Source organism: Sedimenticola hydrogenitrophicus, from assembly GCF_025175675.1.
Classification (GTDB): Bacteria; Pseudomonadota; Gammaproteobacteria; order Chromatiales; family Chromatiaceae; genus Sedimenticola; species Sedimenticola hydrogenitrophicus.
The window spans coordinates 46,540-67,175 of the sequence record NZ_JANIOA010000020.1; the positions used below are offsets into that span (position 1 = coordinate 46,540).

Annotated in this window: 18 protein-coding genes; 3 read left to right on the forward strand and 15 right to left on the reverse strand. The window is 55.8% G+C overall.

Translation table 11 applies throughout. The features are described from left to right. Window positions 1-23: 23 nt before the first annotated feature. Window positions 24-1,022 carry an ABC transporter substrate-binding protein gene (locus NPX02_RS21475; RefSeq protein WP_260293896.1) on the forward strand — a complete coding sequence of 333 codons (999 nt, stop codon included), beginning with the start codon at window positions 24-26 and terminating at the stop codon, window positions 1,020-1,022. Next, window positions 1,019-3,853 (forward strand): ATP-binding protein, encoded by a 2,835-nt coding sequence (locus NPX02_RS12280; RefSeq protein WP_260293897.1) that lies wholly within the window; start codon window positions 1,019-1,021, stop codon window positions 3,851-3,853. Before NPX02_RS21475 ends, NPX02_RS12280 begins: the two co-directional genes overlap by 4 nt. A 67-nt stretch (window positions 3,854-3,920) precedes the next feature. Here NPX02_RS12280 and dsbB read toward each other — a convergent pair whose 3' ends face one another. Both dsbB and NPX02_RS12290 read right to left on the reverse strand, forming a co-directional pair. Further along, entirely contained in the window at window positions 3,921-4,451 is a 531-nt protein-coding gene (gene dsbB / locus NPX02_RS12285) for a disulfide bond formation protein DsbB (protein ID WP_260293899.1), read from the reverse strand. 540 nt (window positions 4,452-4,991) lie between these two features. Beyond that, window positions 4,992-6,095, reverse strand: a complete 1,104-nt coding sequence (locus NPX02_RS12290; protein WP_260293900.1) for a saccharopine dehydrogenase family protein — start codon at window positions 6,093-6,095, stop codon at window positions 4,992-4,994. Window positions 6,096-6,286: 191 nt separating this feature from the next. Between NPX02_RS12290 and NPX02_RS12295 the strand changes: the two genes are divergently transcribed. Next, window positions 6,287-7,774 carry a cobyric acid synthase gene (locus tag NPX02_RS12295; protein ID WP_335342560.1) on the forward strand — a complete coding sequence of 496 codons (1,488 nt, stop codon included), beginning with the start codon at window positions 6,287-6,289 and terminating at the stop codon, window positions 7,772-7,774. A 4-nt stretch (window positions 7,775-7,778) separates the two neighbouring features. Here NPX02_RS12295 and NPX02_RS12300 read toward each other — a convergent pair whose 3' ends face one another. The 13 genes from NPX02_RS12300 to NPX02_RS12360 all read right to left on the reverse strand — a co-directional run bounded on the left by NPX02_RS12300 (window position 7,779) and on the right by NPX02_RS12360 (window position 20,619). Then, window positions 7,779-9,965 carry an EAL domain-containing protein gene (locus tag NPX02_RS12300; RefSeq protein WP_260293903.1) on the reverse strand — a complete coding sequence of 729 codons (2,187 nt, stop codon included), beginning with the start codon at window positions 9,963-9,965 and terminating at the stop codon, window positions 7,779-7,781. A gap of 221 nt (window positions 9,966-10,186) precedes the next feature. Continuing rightward, entirely contained in the window at window positions 10,187-10,948 is a 762-nt protein-coding gene (pdxJ, locus tag NPX02_RS12305) for a pyridoxine 5'-phosphate synthase (protein ID WP_418067329.1), read from the reverse strand. A gap of 23 nt (window positions 10,949-10,971) precedes the next feature. Beyond that, window positions 10,972-11,691 carry a DNA repair protein RecO gene (gene recO, locus NPX02_RS12310; protein ID WP_260293905.1) on the reverse strand — a complete coding sequence of 240 codons (720 nt, stop codon included), beginning with the start codon at window positions 11,689-11,691 and terminating at the stop codon, window positions 10,972-10,974. Next, on the reverse strand, window positions 11,688-12,587 hold the full coding sequence (gene era, locus NPX02_RS12315; RefSeq protein ID WP_260293906.1) for a GTPase Era: 900 nt from the start codon (window positions 12,585-12,587) through the stop codon (window positions 11,688-11,690). Before era ends, recO begins: the two co-directional genes overlap by 4 nt. Continuing rightward, on the reverse strand, window positions 12,580-13,257 hold the full coding sequence (rnc, locus tag NPX02_RS12320) for a ribonuclease III (RefSeq protein WP_260293907.1): 678 nt from the start codon (window positions 13,255-13,257) through the stop codon (window positions 12,580-12,582). The genes era and rnc overlap by 8 nt, the downstream gene beginning before the upstream one ends. Continuing rightward, window positions 13,254-13,694, reverse strand: coding sequence for a DUF4845 domain-containing protein (locus NPX02_RS12325; protein WP_260293908.1), 441 nt, complete (start codon window positions 13,692-13,694; stop codon window positions 13,254-13,256). The genes rnc and NPX02_RS12325 overlap by 4 nt, the downstream gene beginning before the upstream one ends. Further along, a complete protein-coding gene (lepB, locus tag NPX02_RS12330) occupies window positions 13,681-14,499 on the reverse strand; it encodes a signal peptidase I (RefSeq protein WP_260293909.1) in 819 nt (272 codons plus the stop codon). Before lepB ends, NPX02_RS12325 begins: the two co-directional genes overlap by 14 nt. Window positions 14,500-14,566: 67 nt before the next feature. Next, window positions 14,567-16,372, reverse strand: coding sequence for a translation elongation factor 4 (gene lepA, locus NPX02_RS12335; RefSeq protein ID WP_260293910.1), 1,806 nt, complete (start codon window positions 16,370-16,372; stop codon window positions 14,567-14,569). A gap of 448 nt (window positions 16,373-16,820) precedes the next feature. Continuing rightward, on the reverse strand, window positions 16,821-17,108 hold the full coding sequence (locus NPX02_RS12340; RefSeq protein WP_335342559.1) for a glutaredoxin family protein: 288 nt from the start codon (window positions 17,106-17,108) through the stop codon (window positions 16,821-16,823). Continuing rightward, window positions 17,071-18,504, reverse strand: a complete 1,434-nt coding sequence (locus tag NPX02_RS12345) for a DegQ family serine endoprotease (protein WP_470423645.1) — start codon at window positions 18,502-18,504, stop codon at window positions 17,071-17,073. Before NPX02_RS12345 ends, NPX02_RS12340 begins: the two co-directional genes overlap by 38 nt. Window positions 18,505-18,576: 72 nt before the next feature. Continuing rightward, window positions 18,577-19,053: a SoxR reducing system RseC family protein gene (locus NPX02_RS12350; protein ID WP_260293913.1), complete on the reverse strand. Its 477-nt coding sequence runs from the start codon at window positions 19,051-19,053 to the stop codon at window positions 18,577-18,579. Window positions 19,054-19,069: 16 nt separating this feature from the next. Further along, complete coding sequence (locus tag NPX02_RS12355; protein ID WP_260293914.1) at window positions 19,070-20,008, reverse strand: MucB/RseB C-terminal domain-containing protein; 939 nt, start codon at window positions 20,006-20,008, stop codon at window positions 19,070-19,072. A gap of 32 nt (window positions 20,009-20,040) precedes the next feature. After that, complete coding sequence (locus NPX02_RS12360) at window positions 20,041-20,619, reverse strand: sigma-E factor negative regulatory protein (protein ID WP_260293915.1); 579 nt, start codon at window positions 20,617-20,619, stop codon at window positions 20,041-20,043. Window positions 20,620-20,636 lie beyond the last annotated feature (17 nt).

Consider the following 20,636-nt stretch of genomic DNA (forward strand, 5'->3'; position numbering starts at 1 on the left):
GAGGCGTCGGCCAGCGTAAAACCGTGAGTCGCCAGAACCTCAGCCATAGTCTCGGTAATCTGCCGGTGCCCGTCCGATTTGGCAGGAGGGTACTGTTTGCGCTGTTGCAGGCATTATCTCTCCTGCTGATCCTGCCGGCCGGAAATGCGGCACAAGGCAATATCGTTATCTTCAGTAGCAGTCCCGCCCCGGTTTACGATCAGGTGGCCAGGCTGCTGAAAGCCAACCTCAATGAACAGTGCGGCGATTTGGGCGCCGAATGCGCACCGCATCAGATCCATATCCTCGCCCAGGAGAAGGCGGGAGAACGCGTTGTCATTCCGCCAAACACGCGGCTGATAATCACCCTCGGCCAGCATGCCGGGCAACTGATACACGACTTGGACACCGGCCTGCCGACGCTGCACGCACTGATACCAAAGAGTGCGTATGAACAGCTGGGAGGGGGCGCAAATCACTCGGCGATCTATCTTGACCAGCCGATCAGCCGGCAACTTCAGCTTGCCAGAATAATCATCCCCGATCCGCACATCGGCCTGCTGATCAGTCCGTTAACCACGCCTGTCCGGGAAAGGCTTTCGGCAGCGGCCGCCATTCAGGGCATCCCGGTCACTTATCGGGATGTCGATGACACCCACCGGCTCGGTCCATTGCTGAAAGAGGTACTCGAAGAGAGCAACGTCCTGCTGGCGCTCCCCGACCCAACCATATTCAACCGATCCACCATCTTCAATATCCTGTTGTCGAGCTATCATAATAAAGTACCGGTGATCGGGTTTTCGTCAGCCTATGTCAAGGCCGGCGCGCTCATAGCCACCTACTCGACACCAGAGGATATCGCGCACCACCTGGCGGAAACCACCCGCGATTTTCTGCATCCCGGCACAGGAGCGTTGCCGGACCCGTCATACCCGAAATACTTCAGTGTGGCCGTCAACCGTAACGTGGCCAGATCACTGGGAATATCACTTCCGGATGAGACTGATATTATTCGTCAAATGTTGGAAGACAACAAACCATGATGAAACGACGTCGCTATTCGCGAATCAAGACGCGGGCACTGTTACTGGGCATTGTCCCGGCCGCCATCCTGGCAATCTCACTGACGGCCTACCTGATCACCGCACAGCTGGACAATCTGGAACTGGCGTTCAAGGCGCAGGGCAATGCCACGGCGCAGGAGGTGGCTGCCGCCAGTTTCTACGGGATATTCAGTGGCGATATTGAATCGCTGTCGTTGAATCTGAAATCGATAATCAAAAGAAAAGACATTCTCTCCATCATCGTCAATGACGCGCAGGGCAAACTGTTGTTGAGTATCGGCGAGTCCGTGTCGAATGATGCGGGCGCCGGCACCCATGATCCCGGCAAATCATCATTCTTCTTTACCTCGGTTCAAAGCGGTTTTCAACCAGATATCCTGGGCGACTATCCCGATCAGATGCAGTTCATCCAGGACGATGTCACCCCTTCCACTATCGGTTCGGTAGTGGTGGAACTTGAGAAAACCAGCCTACTGGCGCAGCAACGTGACTCGATCATCACCAGTGTGATCATCAGTGTCACCGGACTCATCCTGACGGCCCTGATTGCCTTGCTATTAAGTCGAAAAATAACACGCCCCCTCTCCAAATTGACCCAGGCGGTCATTCGCATGAAACATGGTGATTTTTCCGTCACGGTACCGGAAATTTCCGCCGGGGAGTTGCGCAGTCTGGAAGAGGGCTTCAATGCCATGGCCCGGACGCTGAAATACAATCAGGAGATATTGCAACAGCAGGTTGACCGGGCAACCTCGGACCTCACCGAAACCATGGAGGCACTGGAAATACAGAATGTGGAACTCGATCTGGCAAGAAAACGCGCGCTGAAGGCGAGTCAGGCAAAGTCCGAGTTCCTGGCCAACATGAGTCATGAAATCAGAACGCCGATGAACGGGGTTATCGGATTCTCCACGCTGCTGATGAAATCCAAACTATCACCCGAGCAGCGTGAACTTGCCGATACCATACACAAGTCCGCCACCGGCCTGCTCGGAATCATCAATACCATTCTGGACTTTTCCAAACTGGAATATGGAAAACTGGAACCGGAATACGCCCCCTTCGATATCCGTTCCTGCTTTGAGGATCCGGTTGCACTGCTGGCCCCGGCGGCGCATGACAAACAGCTTGAGCTGGCACTGCTGATCTATTCGGATGTGCCGGCACAATTGATCGGCGACGAAACCCGTATCCGCCAGATACTGGTCAATCTGGTAGGCAATGCAATCAAGTTCACCCACCAGGGTGAGATTGTCGTACGGGTACTGATCGAGGATGAGACCGAGGACTCCTGTCGACTTCAATTCTCCGTCACCGACACCGGCATAGGCATAGACGAAGATATCCAGAAAGATCTTTTCACCTCTTTTCAGCAGGGGACCAAACAGACAAACAAGCAATACGGGGGGACCGGACTGGGATTGAGTATCAGTAAAAAACTGGCTGAATCGATGAAGGGGGAAATCGCCCTCGACAGTGTTGAGGGCAAAGGCTCTTGTTTCAGGGTTATGCTCAACCTGCCGAAAAGCCCTGAGGTAGCACAACCCCTGGTTGGTGACATCTTCAGATCCAAACGGTGCACCATCGTCGATCACCACGTGATATCGCAATTGGCTATTTCACACGCCATGGAAAGCCTGGGCATGGCGGTATCCGAGGTCGGCTGGGGACAACTGAGCAAGGCGGCCATTGCCGACCAGGATCTTCTTTTGATCGGGTTTTCAGCCGCCGAAATCAATTCCGGAATCGCCATGGACCGGATAGCCCACCTGCAAAAAAAGGCCGTTCCCAACAACCTGCTGATACTGCTCAGCAGCTCTGACGCGACGGTTCATGAGAAATTCCAGGCACTGACGCTGGCGCGATGCATTTCCAAACCGGTGACCCTGCCGGTGCTGAAACGCACCCTGGAACAGATCTTTACCAATCCATCCACCCTGTCCGGCGCTATCGAATACGGGAGTTTCAGCACCCCTTCATTCAAGGGAAAACGGTTCATTATAGCCGATGACAATCCGATTAATCTGCAACTGATATCGGCCATTCTGTCGATGACCGGTGCCGATATCGTGGAGGCCGAGGACGGTGTCGGGGTGATCAATGCCTATCGGCAACAGCGCCCGGACCTGGTGGTTATTGATGTGCACATGCCGGTCATGGATGGCGGAGAGGCGACCCGCCGGATTCGACAAATGGAGCGTCAGGAATATGCCGGCAGTCATACGCCGATCATTGCCCTCTCGGCCGATATCATACCGGAACACCGTGATGCGCTGCTGGCGGCCGGTGCGGACCTCTACCTGACCAAGCCGATAGATGACAGCAAACTCTGGCAGGCCATCGACCATCTGGTGAGTGCAAACAGACCCGCATCAGCAATTGTCGAAGCGTATGCGGCAGAAGAGGTCGTCAAGGCGGATGCCGCGGAGACGCTTCCGGCTCATGATCCGCAGGAGGCCTTGCGCATTACCGGCGGGAGAGAGGAACTGGCGATGGAGATGTTCAGAAAGTTCATGGACGATCTCCCGCAGCAGATGGCACTACTGGAAAAACATTGGGAGAACCACGACTGGCCGGTGCTGGGTGAAGTCGCTCATCGGTTACATGGCGCCTGCGCGGTTTGTGGCGTACCGGCGCTGAAAGCCGCCGTTTCGGAACTCGAGCTGGCGGCGGGAATAGCCGATGCGGATAATATCCACACCCGCATCCTACGAGTCAGAACACGCTGCCAGCAGCTCTACACGCTTGAGGTATCGGCGGACGAACGCCGGCAGTTCAGTACCGATGGCGGTTTGATTCAAGATCCCTGATTCAGCGATCACAGCTTGGCAAAACAAGCGGTAGCTACTCACCCCGTAAGTAGTTACAACAAGCTTATCAATCACGGAAAATGGAACGTTCCTTGCCGGCAAACTGGGACAGAAGCACCAACAGCAGCGCCAACAGATAGAGGGCATAAATGCCGATCATCGTCTGCGGCATGGTGTAGCCGAAAAACCGCCATTGAATCTCGTCACAGAAACCGGTTGGCTGGAACAGCCAGGGGATCCATTCATCCAGTTTTGCCCAGTCCGGGTAATTGGCCGCGAAATCACAGGTATTGGAGAGCGAGGGGAAGAGCTGTATCCCGGTATGCTTCAACGCCAGCTGCAGCCCCCATCCCGCACTGCCAGCCCAGATGAGTATTGCCAGCATGCGCAGAAGCATCAGCCCCGGTGCCAGTGCCGCTATCAGGCCGGAAAACAGTATGCCCATCACCGCGGTTCGCTCATACACACAGAGCACACAGGGATCCAGCTTCAATTCATACTGAAAATAGAGGGCGGCCAGCTCCAGTCCCAGCGCTGTCAACGCCAGCAGTATCCAGGGTGAGCGGTTGTTGGATAGTCGGTTAAAGAATTTCAGCATGTGCGGACCAGGTGACACCTCGGAAAGAAATCAGGCAGCCCGAATGGCTGCCTGGATGAGCAAACAGGTTAGAGGATACCCGTGACAATCGGTCACTTCAAGAGACGGCCACTGGAATCCCAGGGCTACCGCGGCGCAAATCCGCACCTTAGGGCTCGCGCAAGAATAATTCCGTAGTACCGACGGCGCCCCTGCGCCAGCGGCAGGTTGGTTCCATACCGGCCCATGGAAACCCCCGGTTTGGATATTAACTACCACTGGCAAGGCCGGGGCTTATTGGATGAGCGCCACAACACCCCCGCAATCCCTCCCCGTCCGGACATCTTTTCGTACCCACGGTGACTTCCTGGTCCCGGATTGGTAAAGGTTCATAGCTCTCGCCAAGACGCCAAGGAAAACCGATTTCTGCCTTTAATCTTTGCGCTCTTGGCGTCTTGGCGAGCGTTCATCTGCCATCTGTCATCGAGAGACATGCGATCCATGGAGGGGATTACCCCGGCATTTATCAAGTACTGTTCACGTCATCTGCTCTCGTTGTTGTCACCGGCCATGGGGCCGACCCGCAGCCCGGTAACAGGCGGCGAAGCGATTGTCGATAAAGTCATCGAAATCCACCTGCTCCTGGCGTATATAACCCTGCTGCGGCAGTTTGCCGTTAAAAAAGAGATCCACGATGGCACAGAGGCTGGATGCGGTAGTGATCTGTATGGCCCCCCAGTGCTCACCACCGACGTCATCATGATAAATCTTCCGGCTGTCGGTTATCTGCACGAATTTTCCATCAATAATACCGGTGGCGGTGACCATGATCAGCACCACATCCTGCCGGGTAACCGCCAGCGCCTTCTCGAATATCTGCTTGAGCAGATCCCGCTGTTCACCGAGCCGGAGATCATTGATCAGAAAATTCATCAGGTACTGATGCCCTTTATAGCGGATGGTTTTATAGGTGAGATCGGACACCCGGCCCTGCAGCGTCTCATACAGGGTGCCCAACCCGCCGGAGGTATTGAAGGCCTCGTAGGAGACACCATCCAGCGAGAAGGTCTCCAGCCCTTCCAGCGGCGTCAACTCCACATAGTGGCCGGCACGGATGGCATGGCACGGATTACAGTACTCGTTGATCAGCCCCTGGGTGGACCAGGTCAGGTTGTACATCAGGTTATTGGTGGGGAATTCCGGCAGCGCACCGACCCGCAGCTTGAGATTGTCCAGCTGATCAAACTGCTGCGCCATGTGGAAACCGAGTATGCCGATAAAACCGGGCGCCAGTCCGCACTGGGGCACAAACACCTGTCCCGCGGCGGCACGTTCGGCAATCTGTTCTATGGCACTGGTGGTCGCGTTGTCCTCGGTCAGATCAAAGTAGCTGATACCGGTGGCGGCGGCCGCTTCCGCGACCAGGGTATTGACATCATAGCCACAGGCCGAGATGACGGCATGGCATCCCCGAATCTCCTGCTGCAAGTTATCCCCTTGACCAATCTGCAGTATCCGTTTTTCGACCCGATCACTGAGGCGGATCGATTCCAGGATATGGCTGAACTGATCGGTGAGCAGGATCTTATAATCCCCACTATCATCCAGAAGCCTGGCGATGGCTGCCCCGATCCTTCCCGCACCGACGATGGCCACTCTATGCATACAGACTCCTGGAGATCGGCAAATCGGGAACGATGCTTGCGCGATCCCGACCCTATCCGAATATGGTAAAATTCGCCCTTTATTACAGAGAAGTTTAGCACTCCCCTGCTCGGTCACCGGCCATCGCTCACGCCATACGGCGGTCCGCTGGGCCGGCATATCCCTAACCTACTCGATTGCGTACTCCTATGATTGACAGTAAAACCCTGATGATCCAAGGCACCACCTCGGACGCCGGCAAAAGCACGCTGGTTGCCGCGCTCTGCCGGGTATTCAGTCGCCAGGGCCTCAGTGTTGCCCCGTTCAAACCGCAAAACATGGCGCTTAACAGTGCGGTGACAGCGGATGGCGGTGAGATTGGTCGTGCCCAGGCGGTCCAGGCCCAGGCGGCACGCCTTGAACCACACGTGGATATGAATCCGGTCCTGCTGAAGCCCAATACCGATACCGGTTGTCAGGTGATCGTGCAGGGCCAGGCCGCGGAGAACAACATGGAGGCCTGGGGCTACCACGCCTACAAACCAAGGGTGATGCCCGCAATTCTCCAGTCACACCGCCGGCTGCGGGCCGATTATCGATATATCCTGGTGGAAGGGGCCGGGAGTCCGGCGGAGATCAACCTGCGGGAGAACGATGTGGCCAACATGGGATTTGCCGAGGCGGTGGACTGTCCCGTGCTGCTGGTGGCCGATATCGACAAGGGGGGTGTCTTCGCCCACCTGGTCGGCACCCTGGCGCTGCTCTCGGCGAGCGAACAGGCCAGGATCAAGGGTTTCATAATCAACCGGTTCCGTGGTGAGTTGAGCTTTCTGCAGCCGGGACTGGATTGGCTGGAACAGCACACCGGCAAGCCGGTTCTGGGTGTCCTGCCCTACCTGGCCGGACTGCACCTGGAAGCGGAAGACAGCCTGACCAATTCGGAGATCGCACCCACCGTTGAGAAGCCGCTGCGGGTGGTGGTCCCCTGGCTGCAGCGCACCAGCAACCATACCGACCTGGACCCCCTTGCGCTGCATCCACAGGTCGAGGTGCGCTGGATCGGGCCGGGTGAAGCGATTCCGCCGGCCGACCTGATTATCCTGCCGGGATCAAAAAGCGTGCGCTCGGATCTGGCGTATCTGCAACAGAGTGGCTGGGAACGGGCCATCAAACGCCACCTACGTTTGGGTGGAAAGGTGCTGGGCATCTGCGGCGGGTATCAGATGCTCGGGCAAGCCATACATGACCCGCAAGGCATCGAGGGTCAACCCGGCAGCAGTTACGGCCTGGGACTTCTGGATATGGAAACCACCCTGGAGCGAGAGAAGCAGCTGCGCCTGGTGACTGGCGAACTGACCCTGGCGGCGTCGGTTCCGGTGAGTGGCTACGAAATCCACATGGGCGTCAGCCGGGGACCGGCACTGTCCAGACCGCTGGTCAGGCTTCAACAGGGGCATGATGGCGCCCTGTCTGAAGACAACCAGGTCGCCGGCACCTACCTGCATGGTCTCTTTGAGCTGCCATCCGCCTGTGATGCCCTGCTTACCTGGGCCGGCCTTGAACAGGCCGCGACTCCCGATTACCACCAGTTGCGTGAAGCCGGCATTGAGCGGTTGGCGGATGCCGCCGAAGCGCACCTGGATATCAAAAAAATCATTGCAATTGCTGACGGTCGAATTGAATCACCGGGTCGGTGGTAGTTAACTATGAAGTCACGTATGACGGATCCGTCGGGTACGCCCCTTCCGGAACGCTGGCCGTGCTCCCCGTGGCTGAAAACGGATTCAACCGCAACAGTATTTCGAGCTGTGACTGGGCGCCTGCCTGCAACAGCTGCGTTATCGTATCCGCCGCCAACGGTGGACAGGTGTAATAACCCTGGACCCAGTGACACCCCTGTGTCCGCAGGTAGTCAAGTTGTTCCCGGGTTTCCACACCCTCGGCGATAACCTGCAGGTCAAAGTCGCTTGCAAGCCGCAGCAGCGAACTGACCAACTGCGTGCCATTGCCATCCGGCCCCATGTCCTGGACGAACTCCTTATCAATCTTCATGGCGTTGAAATTAAAATTCTGCAGATAGGTGAGCGAGCTGTAGCCTGTGCCGAAATCATCGGCGCTCAGTTGTACGCCCAGCTCGCTCAGCCTGGCCATATTGATTCGCGTGGTTTCCTGGTCGGCGATCAACAGGGTTTCAGTCACTTCACAATGGAGCCTGGCAGGATTAAACTCGGCGTTTTCCAGGATCTCTTTCACTACATCAATGATATCCATGTGGCTGACCTGGCGGGCGGAGAAATTGACCGAGACAAAAAAATCGCGCTCACCAGCAAACTTTGCACTCCATTCACCAACCTGCCTGCAGGCACGCGCCAGCACCCACTCTCCCAGGCGATGAATGACATCGGAGCTCTCCGCTATCGGGATAAACTCGTCGGGCGGAATTCTGCCGAAGTCGGGATGCTGCCAACGCAATAACGCCTCGAAACCATCGATCATCCCGGATTCCAGATTCACAATCGGCTGGTAATGAATATCCAACTCACCCCGGTCAAGTACCGTGTGCAGATCATGTTCGATGTGGGTTGTTTTGGCCACCTCGGCATGCATCTCGGGGGCGAAGATATCTATCCTCCCCTTGCCGAGATTTTTGGCCCGATACATGGCGATATCGGCATCGCGGATAATCTCGTCCACGGCCTGATAGTGGGGTTCACCGTAGCAGATGCCGATACTGGCACTTATATTCAACGAAGTCCCCCGAAGTTCGAAGGGCAGATTAATTGATTCCAGGAGGCGATTGGCAATCAGAATCGCCTCCTGCGGGTTGCCTATATCATCTACCAGGAAGGTAAATTCATCGCCACCCATCCGGGCCACGGTATCCGCTGGCCTGAGGATCCGCCTGAATCGTTCCGCGACCTCCTTTAACAGCAAATCACCGACCGAGTGTCCGTAACAGTCGTTGAGATTCTTGAATCGATCGAGGTCGACAAAGCAGACGGCATATTGATAGTTGCGGTTCCTGGCCTGTCTCGCCATCGACACCTGCAGTCGATCGCTAAAAAGGAAACGGTTCGGCAGGCCGGTGAGTGAGTCATAGAGTGCCCCGCGTTCCAGACTCGCCAACAACCCCAGCCGTTCCGCCTGCCGATGACGGGCATACAATCCAAAGGCAAAAATACCGGTAATGCCGGCAAACCAGACGGCAACATGGGTGATAACCATGGAGTCGGAGGTCTCTTTGGCCGCGTCCAGATAGGGGGTCATGGGGATGGACACACTGACACCACCGCGCAGGTCGCCCTCCTTGAAGCCCAGTATACCGTGGCACTTATCACACCCCTCTGTCATATACATGGGTTTCATGAAGCGCATGTAAGGCTTGCCGTTGATATTGGTCTGCTCAATCACCTCGTCCACCCGTTCCTGCTCAAAGCGCTCCAGCGCCATCCGTTCCCAGGAGTCAGGTTTGTTGGTTGGATCGAAGGTGATCTTGCCGGTGATCTTGCCTTTGACACCGTAGGTATCCTCGTAATCACTGGTGATCTGGCGAAGCATATAAGCCGGATTCATCAGGGTGAGCCGCATACCCTCGGTGGTGACGATGTCCCGGTTTTTCAAATGGGAAAGGTAGGGGCTGGGAGGTGTATTTTCCGTCGGTGGTACATAGACGCCGCCATGCTTACTGGCCCACTGCCTGAATGCCTGATCCTTGTTCCAGTTGGATCTTGCCTCGCTGATCGCCAGCTCGGCCTTTTCATTTTTGAGATTGGTGATATTCCAGTCCAGCGAATAGCCGACCAGGGCAGTCCAGACCAATGCCCCGATCAGCACCAGCAGGGCAACCGGTTCATTGGTAAATTTCGTCAACTGTTGATCGAGAGATTTCATGGCTGCACCGATGCTTCATCCTTGTTTTGTAATCGGTCTTGAATACTGGCGGGGTATGGTATGCTTTTTTGCCGCCAATAGGCCTTTTACCCTACAAATTTGGACATATATCGGCTATGCCGGGCAAAGCTTGAGCACTATACTGGGCCGGCAGAGGACGCTTTTCCGGTAATCCGCACGGAACCGCGGGTGATTAATCGGTTTTCTTTATCGATATGAGATCAATCATCATCCAGACATGAAGCCCTGTGCGACGAGAGAATGAGGCGCTTCATCTCCCTAACCGCATCGGCTAGTCCGGAAAAAACGGCACGTGCGATGATGGAATGACCGATATTCAGCTCCCGGATACCCGGTATCGCGGCGATCGTTGCCACATTGTGGTAGTCCAATCCGTGACCGGCATTTACCTGCAGACCGGTATTTAAACCAAAATCAACCGCTTGCTGAATCTTCAGCAGCGCTTTTTCCCGCTCGACACCGCTACGGGCGTCGGCAAAATGACCGGTATGAATCTCCACGGCGGGGACGCCGATAGCGTAGGACGCCTCCAGTTGCCGCTCATCGGCATCGACAAACAGGGACACCCGGATACCCGCCTCCTGCAAATCCGCGCAGAAGTCACGGAGATACGCCTGGTTGGCCACGACATCCAGTCCCCCTTCCGTTGTCAGCTCCTGACGCCGTTCCGGAACGATACAGCAATCGGAAGGCGCTATTTTCCGGGCGATTGTCAGCATTTCGGCCGTGGCGGCCATCTCCAGATTCATTCGAGTCTGCAGCATATCGGCCAGCATCTCCACATCACGATCCTGTATATGGCGCCTGTCTTCACGCAGATGCAGCGTAATCAGGTCCGCGCCCGCCTGTTCGGCAAGCAGCGCCGCCTGAATCGGCTCGGGATACCGCGTACCCCGCTGTTGGCGCAGCGTGGCCACGTGATCGATATTGACGCCCAGCAATTTTGGATATGACATGTTCATGATATATGCTTTTATTACTTGAATTAATCTCGCGCCCGATGAGCGTGCCGAAAAAGTTCCCTGCTCTTCAAAGGTTTATCACCCAGATAAAAACCCAGTGCGGCACGAAGCAGATTGCGTGCCTCTCTTTGCTCCCCGGATCCGCACAGTGTCCGTGACTCCAATGATAGCAACGTCTGACCACGGATGGCATGTTCATTCTCCGCGGGACATTCGATAACCCCATGATCCTGAACAAACTGATACCACTTGTCAGCTTCGACCGGCTTACCCTGGGTATGCTCCATCGTCAGCGGAATGCCGTACCCCAGCTCATGTAACATATCCAGCTCAAAATAACGCAACACCGCCTCATCGATTCCATTTTCAGCGAGCTGAATCAGCAATCTCCGGTAGATATGGAACAGCCGTTCATGGGGATCATTGCGTTGCAGCAGACGCATCAGGAGTTCATTGAGATAGAAGCCACAGAACAGTGCCTTTCCGCTGAGCTGAAACAGGCGTTCAGCGGCCTCATAGTGGGTCAGCGTTTTCACTTCGCCCCGACCACTCCAGCCGATCAGGAGCGGCACAAATGGCTGTAATAGCCCAGAGGCTGACTTGCCCCGGCCCTTGGCCCCCTTGACCACGGCGGGAAAACGCCCCTGCTGTTCGGTGAAGCATTCAACCAGCAGGCTGCTGTTTGAGTAGTCCCGGCGATGCAGCAGGAAGGCGGCCGACAAGGTGGGCGCGGAGGGGATCAATCACTGTAACCCAGCCGGGACAGCGCCCCTTCATCGCTGGACCAGCTCTTTTTTACCTTGACCCAGAGCTGGAGGAAGACCTTCTTGTCGAAGAATTTTTCCATCTCCTTGCGGGCCTGGGTGCCGGCCTCTTTCAAGGCTTCGCCCTTGGCCCCGATAATGATGTTCTTCTGGCCCTGGCGCTCAACCCAGATCAGGGCATCGATACGATAGAGATTGCCCTCTTCCTCGAATTTTTCTATCTCTACCGTCAAGGCATAGGGGATCTCTTTCGCATAACGCCGGGTCAACTGTTCGCGTATCAGTTCCGCGGCAAAAAACCGTTCCGAGCGGTCGGTCAACTGATCCTCCGGAAAGATGTGCTCACCTTCCGGCAGGTTGGCGGCCACCTGCTGTTCCAGTGGTTGGATGTTGTTGCCCTTGCGTGCCGAGAGCGGTATCACCGCGGTAAAATCAAACAGCGCGGCGGTCGCCTCGAGATAGGGAAGCAATGCCTCCTTGTTCTTCACCATATCGACCTTGTTGACCACCAGCAGGACCGGGATGGTCAGTCGGGACAAGGCATCCAGCACCGCCTGATCCTCATCCGTCCAGCGCAATGCCTCGACGACAAACAGGATCAGATCCACATCGGCCAGCGCGGACCGCGCGGTACGATTGAGATAGCGGTTCATTGCGTGATCACCGCGCTTATGGATGCCCGGGGTATCCACGTAGATGATCTGTTCCGATTCCGTGGTCTTGACCCCGAGAATACTGTGGCGGGTGGTCTGCGGCTTATGCGAGGTGATGGCCAGTTTCTGGCCGATCAACCGGTTCAGTAGTGTCGATTTGCCCACATTGGGCCGTCCGACAATGGCGCAAAAGCCGCACCGGCCACTCGCTTGCTCAGACATTCTCGATCCGCCTCAAAAATCGGCCGGCCGCATCCTGCTCCGCCTTTCTGCGGCTGTTGCCCGTGCCTTCAGTAATTATATTCAGTTCATCCACCCGGCAAGTAACGGTGAAGCACTGTTCATGCTGTTCACCGGTTATACTGATAATAGTGTAGGTCGGCAGCGGGTTCTTCCGCGATTGAAGCAACTCCTGCAACCGTGTTTTGGGGTCTTTCTGCTGGGACTTTTTGCTCAGCCGTGAAAGCTTATCCTCAAACAGCTCGAGGATGACCCTGCGCGCCTCCAGATATCCGCCATCAAGATAGACCGCGGCAAACAGGGCCTCTACCGCATCCGCCAGAATCGAACCACGCGAGTGCCCACCGCTCCTGAGTTCACCCGCACCCAGATTAAGGAACTGGCCCAGCTCCAGCTGCTTGGCGATCTGGGCCAGTGAATCGCCCTTCACCAGACCCGCCCTGAGCCGACTGAGCTCTCCCTCGTCGGCATCCGGGAAATTGGCATAGAGATAATCCGCGATCACAAAGCCGAGAATGGCATCCCCGAGGAATTCCAGGCGCTCGTTGTTGCTGCTTCCGGCACTCCTGTGGGTCAGTGCCGTTTCGGCCAGTCCCAGGTTATTGAATGCGTAGCCTATGGACCGGCATAGGCGTTCAACCGGTTCTCTCAATTTGAAATCAGCTCTATTTGATCGGAAAATGAGACCAGGATGTCGATATTGCCCACCATCTTTTTCTGCACCGTGTAGGTGACATCAACCTTCATGATGCCGGGACTTTTCTTGACCGTGACATGATCGCTCTTCAGGTCATACACACCATTGATGTCCAGACGCTTCATGATCATTTGCTTCACTTCGATGGCCGAACGCTTGGTGATCAGCGGTTCATCCTTCAGCGATTTCACCACATCCTTGACCGTCAGGTTCTCAAGGTATATAGGCCCGATTTTCATGCCCAGCAGGGCAAAAAACAGGATCAATGCAACAACCGTCATCCAGCCCGTAAGGGTCATCCCCTTCTGTCTAATCAAATTGCCTTTCATCATTCCCCCCTGATTTATTATGCGGCCGGTATCAAGCAACCGGGTCACTTCAGTGTATGCCATTGCCTATTCGATCCCAAGTCACCGGAAAACCCGATCGATTCGAATCCCAGTTCATCCAGATGGCAAACGCCTTGCCGACAAGCAACTCTTCCGGCACCAGCCCCCAGCAGCGGCTGTCATTGCTGTTATCCCGGTTATCACCCATGGCGAAGTAGTGACCCTCCGGCACGGTAAACGGGCCACGCATCAATACCTGACAACCATAGCCAAAATCAGGAGCCATGGGGTTGATGAGAATCTCATGTTCCACATCGCCCAGTTGTTCGACATTCTTCAGGGCACCGCTCTCCCGGACACCGCTACCGATACCGTTATAGATTTCAACATGACTTTGCGGCTGCGGCTCCCCATTGATGAACAGGGTTTTGTTAGCGTAACTGATCACGTCACCCGGCACACCCACCACGCGCTTGATATAGTCCACACGCGGATTTTGCGGATATTTGAATACCACCACATCACCGCGTTTTGGCTCATCGAGTGCAATCACCTTCTCATTCAGGACCGGCAGGCGGATGCCAAAGGAGAATTTATTCACCAGGATGAAATCACCCACCAGCAGGGTCGGCATCATCGAACCGGATGGAATCCTGAAGGGTTCCACGACGAAGGAACGCAGCACCAGCACGGCCAAAATGACCGGGAAAAAGGAGCGCGAGTATTCGACCAGCATCGGCTCTTTCGCCCTCCCTTCCCCACCTGCCCGCAACAGACGCCGCCTGGAAAAGAAAAGTGCATCAAGCAGCCAGATGAAGCCGGTCAAAAAAGTCGCAATGACCAGAAAGAGGGGAAAATCGAAATTCATAGGCGGTTCCAACCTGATCCTGAACTACAGAGCGTAGTTTGTGAAAAACAGTGTTCGATAATAATGTTCAGTTGTCCTTTCCAACACGCAACACGGCAAGGAAGGCCTCCTGCGGTATCTCCACACGGCCCACCTGTTTCATGCGTTTTTTCCCCGCTTTCTGCTTTTCCAGCAGCTTGCGTTTGCGGGTGATATCTCCACCATAACACTTGGCGGTGACGTTTTTACGCAGCGCCTTGACCGTCGTTCTGGCGATAATCTTACTGCCGATAGCGGCCTGAATGGCCACCTCAAACATCTGCCGCGGTATCAGCTCCTTCATCTGCGAGGTGATCTCGCGCCCCCGCGACTCACAGTTTTCCCTGTGCACAATCAGCGACAGGGCATCCACATGCTCACCGTTGATCAGGATGTCCAGCTTTACCAGACTGGCGGGCTGAAATCGCTTGAACTCATATTCAAAGGAGGCGTATCCGCGGCTAACGGATTTGAGCCGGTCAAAAAAGTCCAGCACCACCTCATTCATCGGCAGCTCATAGGTTACCTGTACCTGGCCACCCAGATATTGCAGGTTTTTCTGCATGCCGCGTTTTTCGATACAGAGATTGATGACATTACCGAGATGTGCCTGGGGTACCAGGATGTGAGCCTCGATAATGGGCTCGCGTATTTCGGCAATCTGGTTCAGCGCGGGAAGATTGGCCGGATTGTCGACCATCACGATGCTGCCATCGGTCTTTTCCACTTCGTAGATCACCGTCGGCGCCGTGGTGATCAGATCAAGATCGTACTCCCGTTCCAGTCGCTCCTGCACAATCTCCATGTGCAGCATACCCAGAAACCCGCAGCGGAAACCAAAGCCGAGCGCCTGGGAGGTCTCCGGTTCATAATGCAGGGCGGCGTCATTCAATTTCAGCTTTTGCAAGGCATCGCGGAAATTTTCATAGTCGTCCGAGCTGACCGGATACAGGCCGGAGAAGACCCGCGGCCGCATCTCGGCAAACCCCGGGAGAGCCGTTGTCGCCTTGTTGTCCGCCAGGGTCAGCGTATCACCCACCGGCGCCCCGTTGATATCCTTGATACCGGCAATGACGAAGCCCACCTCGCCCGGCCCCAGATCAGGGCGGGTCTCCCGCTTCGGTGTAAATACGCCCACCTTCTCCACCTGAAAGGTCCTGCCGGTTGACATGATAAGCATCTTGTCCTTGGGCTTGATCCTGCCATTGAATACCCGGATCAGTGAGATGACCCCCACATAGGAGTCGAACCAGGAGTCGATGATCAGGGCCTGCAACGGTTTGTTTTCGTCACCCTGGGGGGGCGGCACAAACTCCACCAGCTGGGCCAGCAATTCGGGTATCCCAACGCCGGTCTTGGCGCTCACGCGTATCGAATTATGCGCTTCGATACCGATAATCTCTTCGATCTCGGTGATCACCCGCTCCGGGTCAGCCGCCGGCAGATCGATCTTGTTCAGGACCGGCAACACCTCCAAACCCTGTTCAATAGCGGTGTAGCAGTTGGCGACGCTCTGCGCTTCGACACCCTGAGCCGCATCCACCACCAGCAGCGCCCCCTCACAGGCGGCCAATGAACGGGACACTTCGTATGAGAAATCCACATGTCCGGGGGTGTCGATGAAATTCAGCCGATAGGTCTCCCCATTGGGCGCAGTGTAGTTGAGGGTGACACTCTGGGCCTTGATGGTGATGCCACGTTCCTTTTCCAGGTCCATGGAATCCAGCACCTGCTCGCTCATTTCCCGGTCACTCAGGCCGCCGCAAAGGTGGATAAACCGATCGGCGATGGTCGATTTTCCATGGTCGATGTGGGCGATGATGGAGAAGTTGCGGATATGCTGGAGATCTGTCATGAATGATTTACTGCGTAATGAGCCCTGGGTTGTACAGCGAATGATTACACTTTAAAAATATCGTGTAACCAATTGAAAAAAACGGAACTTTTTTTCAAAAAGTTCCGTCGGCAATGGTGCTGGAATAACTGTTCCCACGAAGGCTACATCATACCCCAGTTTGTACTGTACTCAAATAGCCTCGTATCTACTCACGGGGTAAGGATGCATGGTGGATAAGCCGGTAGGCGCATCCACAAATGCTCACGGGGTGATTGGCCTGCCTTGCCGGCCTCACACGATGGCTTGCCTCCTCGAATCCGGCCCGATTTTCAGCGCCTGCCCAAACTCGCTTCGCTCAAACAAGGGCAGGCTTGTATCTGAAAAAGGGGCCGGATTCGAGGCGCCATCAAGATCGGCCAACAAGGCAGACCAATCACTTACAGATCGGGTGAGTAGTTACATAGCCTCATGCTCTGTCGAGAAACCTCTCCAGCCCAACCGGATCAAGGTAGTAGTTACAGATCACGTCATCGCCGGCGGCCAGGACCGGGATCAGCTTGCCGTATCGCACCTGCAGCTGCGGATCGGCATCCACGTCGATCAGCTGCAGGTCGAACGGACGCGTATCGCGTATCGACTGGAGATGCTGCCACATGTCTTCACAGAGGTGGCAGCCGTCGCGATAATAAAACGTGAGCGTACGATTCACCCGGCGATTACGCGTTCGGGACCTGCAATGGAATGAACCGCGCACCGTTACCGCGGTGAATCAGTACGGCAACCGTCGCTCCCTTGGGCAGTTTCTTGACCGCCGCCTCAAACTCCTCGACGCTGGAGACCCGCTCACGATTGATCATCTGAATCACGTCGCCGGGCTCAATACCGGCTTTTTTCCCCGCCCCGTCATCCACCGACTGGACAAACACGCCCTTGATCCCGTCGAGCTTGTACTGGTTCCTGATCTCGTCGTCCAGTTCCACGACCTGCATACCCAGGCTGGAGCGTCGCTCCTGTATCGGCATGCCGCCCTGGGCCATATCGTTCTTCAACTCACCGATGTTCACCTGAACTTTTTTGCGTTGACCGTTGCGGAGAATTTCAAGCTCGGCCGGTTTATCGATGTTGCTGGCGCCGACCAAATGCTGAAGCATGGAGGAACTTTCAAGTTTGGTGCCATTGTATTCCAGTATGACGTCGCCCACCTCCAGACCGGCCTTCTCCGAGGGACTGCCAGGCATCACCCGGGCAATCAGCGCGCCATAGGGGTACTCCATGCCGAAGGACTCGGCCAGTTCACGGGTCACATCCTGAATCATGACACCGAGCCAGCCGCGTTTGACCTCTCCGCTGGTGCGCAACTGATCAACCACGTTCATCGCCAGTTCGATCGGAATGGCAAAGGAGAGGCCCATGAAGCCCCCGGTCCGGCTATAGATCTGGGAATTGATGCCGACCACTTCACCGTCAAGATTAAACAGCGGTCCACCGGAGTTGCCCGGGTTGATCGCCACATCGGTCTGAATGAAGGGGACGTAGTTTTCATTGGGCAGGCTACGGCCTTTCGCACTGACGATACCGGCAGTCACTGAGTGATCGAAACCGAACGGTGAACCGATGGCGAGGACCCACTCCCCTACCTTGAGCTTGTTGGTATTGCCGATCTTGACCTGTGGCAGACCCTTGGCGTCGATCTTCAGTAGCGCCACGTCGCTGGTCTTGTCCATGCCGATCACCTCGGCCAGGTATTCGCGGCGGTCACTGAGCCTCACCAGGATCTCATCGGCACCGCTGACGACATGGGCATTGGTCATGATGTACCCGTCATCGGAGATGATGAAGCCGGAACCGAGCGAACGGGCGTCATATTCGCGCGGTTCGCCCGGGGCCTGTCCCTGTCCCTCCCCGAAGAAGTGACGAAAGAACTCATTGAGCGGACTCCCCTCCGGCAGTTCCGGGATCTGGAAGTCCCGGTTTAACCGATTGGGAACAGTTTTGTGCTGCTTGGTACTGATATTGACCACCGAGGGGCTGTTATCCTCCGCCAATGCACTAAACTCAGGCAATGATCGAGCCTGTACCGCGAAGGATGCGAATACCAGTAAGGTGATCAGTGAGAGTGAGGTTAAGCGATTATGCAACAACGCTTTCATGTATAGCTCCTGTAATCTGTTACAGCGTGTGTCCAGGAGTCTGCCGGGCGTTACCGATCCTCCGACAGGCTCCTAGGTTATCCCATTGATGACATGAACCGAACCGGCCCGGCGAAGAATCACGGCCTGATAGGCACTGCTTCCCCTGGTCCTGAAAGCAAACCGGCGTAACCAGACAAGTCCGATCAACAGACCTAGTAGACCACTGATAATTGAAAGTGGTTCCGTGGAAACGAAACCGATTTGTTCAGCGAACCATTGCCCCAGCACGCCACCGCCAAGTAACGCCAGCAACGGCACGATATAGAAGAAAAACGAGGCCCGGGTCAGCGCCGATTCATCCAGGCCGACAATCACCCGCTCGCCCGGCGTTGCGCCTATCGGATTCAACACCTCGACCACTGTCCGGCGGTTTCCAAACACCTTGGCCAGTACGGAGGTACCGCAGGCACCCTTCGCTTCACAGCTTCCGCAACTGGTTGCGCGCTGGGTTTCCACCTGGGCAAATTGCCCATGGGTGGCGGTAACTATCGCGCGCTCTTCTATCATCGGGCTTCTATCGTTGTCATTTGGACGGTTGGAGTGATTTGGCAATTCGCTCGACCGTCAGCGCCGGAACCTCACCCACCGCGGTCACCTGATATCCGGCTACCTCATTGCCGAAGGCATTGACGGTACCCATGGTTGAGCTGCCACGCAGTCCGACATCGGCTGCCGCCTCGACATAGACAGAGAGCGAGGCCAAGCCATCGGAAAGTACGAAGTGATCAATCTCCCCCGCCTGATTCTTGGCTTTTCGTTTCGAATGAAGCGTGACATCGAAGCCTTTCGGAAGATCCCTGAAAGACCATCCGGATAACTGCGCGTCGGATATTGCCCGCATCGGCTTCTGCTGTACCCACTGATAATTCTCCTTGCCATCCAGCGAGATTTCGGCGATTTCTCTACTGCTGGTGTGTACCTGCAGCTGGGTAAACATCAGTTGGGATATGGAAACACCGGACACATTCAGCATGTCGGTTTTCAGCGGCAGCGCATACTCGGTATCCAGATACAGACGATACCCGTAACGATAAGCATCCGTGGGTATGATGGCGACGACCCGGGCCGAACGGCCGGCAACCCGCTGTTCCCCGAGCAGGTGAAAATTATAGTAGTCGGACAGCTGGCTGATATCGACCGAGAAGACCGCACGCAGACCATTGCCGCTGACCCGGTTTCCGATCGAGACGGATTTGGCGTCGGGGGCTATGCAGGTTACCGATGCGTTATCCCTGAACACCTCGCGGGGGACCCCATTGAGTGAGACCAGCCGCTCCTTTTCCCCGCCATTGTCCACGGTGTGGACGATCTGCATGCTCTCTAGCTGAGCGTTGTGTAAAAAAACAAAGGTACCCTCATAATTCAGGGTATGAACGGCACTGACCATGCGTTGCAGCCAGCTATGTACATCATCCTCCATTGCAGCTGCATTGGCATTCAGGGAGCCGATAATCAGCAGCACAGCGGTGAAAATTTGAACCAATCTCATGTGCTTCAGCGGTTACTGTCGTAACTGACAAAATTGGCATAGGGTATGACGCCAATACCGCCAGGAGCCGCATATTCATTATGATCAATCAGAAAACTGTTGAGCTTCGACTCCACCTTCGGTTCTGAAAGGTTCTTCCAACGGGTGCTGGACTGGACCAGATAAGGTTTGGGATCGAGCACGGGGCGCTCTGCAATCACCTGGCCACCCGGCTCCGGCGTCATGTCGGTGAGCTGGGGAAATGCCAGCACCGTGATTACCGCCACGGATGCCGCCAGCGCCGCGCCACCGGCGGACTTATACCAGCGGTATGGAAAACGGCCCAGGCGTCCGGCGGGGAGCGGCCGCGACAGGGGAAAATTCACCGGCTCCCGCTCCAGCTGGCGCTTCACCCTGTCAGCGATGGAGTCAGTGGAAAACCGTACCGCCTCACCACGCATGGCGTCGCCAATCAGGGTATAGCGGTCCCAACTGCCGCGAAGCGATGCGTCCTCCTCAAGCAAATCAAGGGTGTGACGAAACTCTTTCTGGTTCAACTCATTATCCAGAAGCGCGGAAATCTGCTCATTGATATCGTCTGTCATTTTCTTATCCGACCGGG